The organism is Caulobacter sp. B11, assembly GCF_002737765.1.
In the GTDB taxonomy this organism is placed as follows: Bacteria; Pseudomonadota; Alphaproteobacteria; order Caulobacterales; family Caulobacteraceae; genus Caulobacter.
The window spans coordinates 1-3,909 of sequence record NZ_PEGG01000324.1 but is presented as its reverse complement, the minus strand read 5'-3'; the positions used below and the strand labels follow the sequence as shown (position 1 = coordinate 3,909).

Sequence of the window (3,909 nt, the reverse complement as noted above, 5' to 3'; positions counted from 1 at the left end):
TGCGCATGGTCGGTGAAGTCGCCTCGGCCACGGTCTGGGACGAAGCCTGGGTGGCCTTGGGCGCGCGACCGGACATGGCCTGGGCCGACCTGAATCTGGCCGAGTACTTTCACCGCTATTTCGATCATGACCTGACCTATGTCGTGCGACATGGGACGGTGACCTACGCGTCGCGGGACGGGGTCCGGGTGGCCAATGACGCCCTGGGCGCCATCCCTCGCGACTTCGCCCCGATCGAGGCGGCGGTCCTGGCCTCCGTCGGCCCGAAGCGACGGTCGGGAAAGGTCAATCTCGAGGGCCAGTCCACGGCCCGGGGCGTCCTGGCGTCCGGCGGCGTCCTCTACCTGGTCGCCGCGGCCGATCCCACCGCCGAGACGCGGCCGGTGTCGGAGCGGTTTGCCGACCCGAGGCGGTGGTGATCTCGGCGCGCCTGATCGGCCCGGTCTTCCTGCGCGGGATCGAGGCGGACCTCGGCGTCCACGACCTGACGATCGCCCAGGGCGACGGCCGCGGCGCCACCGCCGAGGCGCTGGTGACCGATCCGGGCGGCAAGGTGCTGGGGGTGATCGCGACCCGAGCCAGCCGGCCGGGCATGGGCATCCTGGGCCGCGCGGCGCCCGAGATCCTGGCGGGACTGGCGATCCTGATCGCCGCGGCCACCGTGCTGATGATCCGGGTCAGCGGGGCCCTGGCGCGCATGGAGCGCAATGAGCGTGACCTGACCAAGGCCCGGGACGAGGCCCAGGCCGCCAATCAGGCCAAGTCGCAATTCCTCGCCAATATCAGCCATGAGATCCGCACGCCGCTCAACGGGGTGCTGGGCATGGCCCAGTTGATGGCCATCGACGAGCTCTCCGACCGCCAGCGCGAGCGCATGGCGATCATCATGGATTCGGGCCAGGCGCTGCTGGCCCTGCTCAACGACCTGCTGGATCTGGCGCGGATGGAGGCGGGCAAGTTCGAACTGGCGCAGTCGCCGATCGATATCGCCCTGCTGGTCAAGAGCACCGGCGCGGCCTTCGAGGGCATGGCCGCCCAGAAGGGCCTGTCGATCAGGGTCGAGGTCGCGCCGGAGGTCGAGGGCGCCTGGATCGCCGACGGCGCGCGGCTGCGTCAGGTGCTGAGCAATCTGGTCTCGAACGCCGTGAAGTTCTCGGACGCGGGGTGGGTCAGCGTCCATGTCGAGGCCAGTCCGTCGGGCCTGTGCTTCTCTGTGCGCGACACAGGGATCGGCATCGCGCCTGAGGATCTGCTGCGGCTGTTCGACAAGTTCCAGCAGGTCGACGCCTCCAGCACGCGGCGGTTCGCCGGCACTGGCCTTGGCCTGGCGATTACCCGGGAGTTGGTGGAGTTGATGGGCGGGGTGGTCCGGGTGGAGAGCCGGCTGGGCGAGGGGTCCATGTTCCAGTTCGAACTGCCGCTGCAGCGGACCGACGCCACGCTGTTGCCGCCGCCCCATTCCCGACTGGGGGGGCGGCGCCAGGGTTGAGCCCGGCGAGAGCCGGCCGTCATCGGCGGAACGCTCGCCCCCCCGCTCGTTAAGCCCTCCACCAGATGGAGGACTGACCATGAACGAACGTGTCACCGAACGCACCGACGGCGTAACCCAGGAACGGGTGATCGAACGGGGTCCCGAGACCGGGACCACCACGATCGTGCGGGAAGGCGGCGGCATGGGCGGGATCATGATCGCCCTGGCCGTGGTGGCGCTCATCGTCGTCGCCGGCCTGTTCTACATGAATGTCAGCCGCAACGACGCCCTGCGCACCGAGGCGGTGTCGGACGCGGCCTCAAGTGTCGCCAAGTCGGCCGAGAACGCCTCGCAGAGCGTCGGCGACGCCGCCCAGCGCGTGGCGCCGGCCCAGTAAAGAGATCGCGGCGGCCTAGCCGGCCCGCAGGGTCACGGTGGCGGTGAAGCCCTTGCCCGGCGAGGACTTCAGCCGCAGGGCCCCGCCCATGGCCCGGGCCAGAAGGTCGACGATCGGCAGGCCCAGGCCCGCGCCCTCGCTGGTGCGGGTCAGGGCCGTGCCGCCCTGCTCGAACGGACGGACCAGCCGCGCCAGCTCGCCGGATTCGACCCCGGCCCCATGGTCGCGCACCGACAGTTCGACCAGGCCGTCGCTGGCCGGGGCCGCGTCGATCACCACCAGGCCGTCGGGCCGCGAGTGAAGAATGGCGTTCTGCACCAGGTTCTGCAGGATGGTGCGCAGGCCGCGGCCGTCGGCGATGACCTCGGGCAGGCGGCCCAGGTCCGGGGCGACGACGCGGATATTGCGGGCGGCGGCCTCGGGCTTAAGCTGCTCGATCACCGCCTCGACCGCTTCGCTCAGGCTGGCGGCGCCGATGTCCAGATCGGTGACATGACCCTCCAGCCGGGCGATCTCGATGATCTGGTTGACCAGCTTGAGCAGCTTGAGGCCGCTCTCGTGCACCAGCAGGGCGTATTCCTTGTACTGCGGCGCGCCCAGCGGCCCGTAGAGCTCGCAGGACAGGATCTCGGAAAAGCCGATCACCGCATTGAGCGGGGTGCGCAGTTCGTGGCTGACCATGCGCAGGAACGAGCGTTTCTGGTCGTCCAGGGCGGCCTTGCGCCGCACCCGGGCGGCGGCGCGGCGAAAGGTCGAGGTCTGCGACGACAGGTCGCCTTCGTGAACCGCGGTCTCGCGGGCCTTCTCGACGAAGAAGGACAGATCCATGGGGCCGACTGGGCCATGCTACTACTCCCGGACCTTCTGTCCGTATGGGCATGGGAGCCACTGTGAGCCAAGGCGCTTACGAATCCGTTTCCGTCCACAGGATGCGCCGACGCCGGCTAACGCACCGCCGTGACGAGGGGGCCGTTGATATAGAGGTGCGTACTGGCCAGGGCGGCGGGGGCCCCGGGCGTCCGCGCTTCGAACCCGTACACCCAGACATAGTCGGTCTCGCCCACCGCCGATCCGCAGGAAATCTGCAGGGTGGCCAGGCTCAGAACGCCCGCCAGTTCCGCCGTGATCCGATCGCGCACCTGGTCACGGACCCGGCCGTCGGCCTCGAAGCGCACGGCCGTGACCCCCTTGGCGGTGGACCTCAGGGTCAGGGAGACGTCGCCTCGCTCGCAATGAGCGACCACGGTCGTGTCGTATGAGGCCGGTAGTTGGGCGTGCGGCGCCTTCGGCATCTGGGCCTGGACGGCGGCAGCCGACAGGGCGGGCGCGAGGGCGAGGAGGATGGCGGGATGCATCGTTCCACTCTACCGGGGATTGGTCTATAGAGACGCCTCCGCGCGGCGCTGTCCACAGGAAGCTTCGGCCTGGAGGATCGCCCCAGACGTGCGCGGTCTGGAGCCCGGGGCTCGGGCGCGTTAAGGTTTTGACTCGTCGCATGATCCGACCGTGGAACCCGCGCCCTTGATGTTCGATGACGACCCGCCCGTGAATCCGTTCCAGAGGCCCGCGCCCGTCGCGCCGGCCCCCGGTCCGGCGCGCGTCTGGCGGTTGGGCTGGCTGGCGGCGGTCGCCCTGGCGGCGGGCGCGACGGCCTTCGCGCCGGGCGTCGTCGGCTGGGCCAACTGGGCGGCCCTGGCGGCCGGAGCCTTGCCGGCCCTGGCCTCGCTCCTGCTGGGACGCACCCAGGACGACCGCGTCCAGTCCCTGCTGCTGGTGCTGTGGGCGGTCGGCGGGGCGGCCGCGGCCGTGCTGACCGGCGGGGTCTCCGGCGCGATGAGCGCCTGGTGTCTGGCCCCGGTGGCCGCCGCCTCGACCCTGTCCTCGCCGCGCCGCCTGGCCGAGGGCGCCGCCCTGTCGCTGATCGGCGGCTCGGTGGCGGCCCTGGCCCAGCTGTCGGGCCTGACGCCCGCCGCGCCGGTCGGCCCCGTGGCCTTCATCCTCGGCTTCCTGGCCGTCTGCACCACCGGCATGGGCCTGGCCG

The 3,909-nt window shown here is 70.9% G+C and carries 5 protein-coding genes and 1 pseudogene; 4 read left to right on the top strand and 2 right to left on the bottom strand.

Annotated features, from left to right (window positions below):
• From CSW58_RS12025 to CSW58_RS12015, 3 genes are all read left to right on the top strand, one after another.
• On the top strand, positions 1-419 hold a 419-nt coding region (locus CSW58_RS12025; protein ID WP_304441650.1), incomplete at its 5' end, for a CHASE4 domain-containing protein.
• The gene (locus CSW58_RS12020) at positions 416-1,489 is read left to right on the top strand and encodes a HAMP domain-containing sensor histidine kinase (RefSeq protein ID WP_143755194.1); all 1,074 of its coding nucleotides are present in this window, start codon (positions 416-418) and stop codon (positions 1,487-1,489) included. The genes CSW58_RS12025 and CSW58_RS12020, both read left to right, overlap by 4 nt.
• A 79-nt stretch (positions 1,490-1,568) precedes the next feature.
• On the top strand, positions 1,569-1,868 hold the full coding sequence (locus CSW58_RS12015; protein WP_099447442.1) for a hypothetical protein: 300 nt from the start codon (positions 1,569-1,571) through the stop codon (positions 1,866-1,868).
• Between the two features lie 15 nt (positions 1,869-1,883).
• Here CSW58_RS12015 and CSW58_RS12010 read toward each other — a convergent pair whose 3' ends face one another.
• Both CSW58_RS12010 and CSW58_RS12005 read right to left on the bottom strand, forming a co-directional pair.
• Positions 1,884-2,696 carry a sensor histidine kinase KdpD gene (locus CSW58_RS12010; RefSeq protein WP_099447441.1) on the bottom strand — a complete coding sequence of 271 codons (813 nt, stop codon included), beginning with the start codon at positions 2,694-2,696 and terminating at the stop codon, positions 1,884-1,886.
• A 116-nt stretch (positions 2,697-2,812) separates the two neighbouring features.
• Positions 2,813-3,223, bottom strand: a complete 411-nt coding sequence (locus CSW58_RS12005; protein ID WP_099447440.1) for a hypothetical protein — start codon at positions 3,221-3,223, stop codon at positions 2,813-2,815.
• A gap of 169 nt (positions 3,224-3,392) precedes the next feature.
• On the opposite strand from CSW58_RS12005, the pseudogene CSW58_RS12000 reads away from it, so the two are divergent.
• Positions 3,393-3,909: pseudogene (locus tag CSW58_RS12000) on the top strand (sensor histidine kinase); the annotation flags it as partial.

What these genes read in the sequence shown, in the direction of transcription:
- CSW58_RS12005 (WP_099447440.1), bottom strand. Translation starts at nt 3,223, where the DNA reads ATGCATCCCGCCATCCTCCTCGCCCTCGCGCCCGCCCTGTCGGCTGCC.
- CSW58_RS12010 (WP_099447441.1), bottom strand. Translation starts at nt 2,696, where the DNA reads ATGGATCTGTCCTTCTTCGTCGAGAAGGCCCGCGAGACCGCGGTTCAC.
- CSW58_RS12015 (WP_099447442.1), top strand. Translation starts at nt 1,569, where the DNA reads ATGAACGAACGTGTCACCGAACGCACCGACGGCGTAACCCAGGAACGG.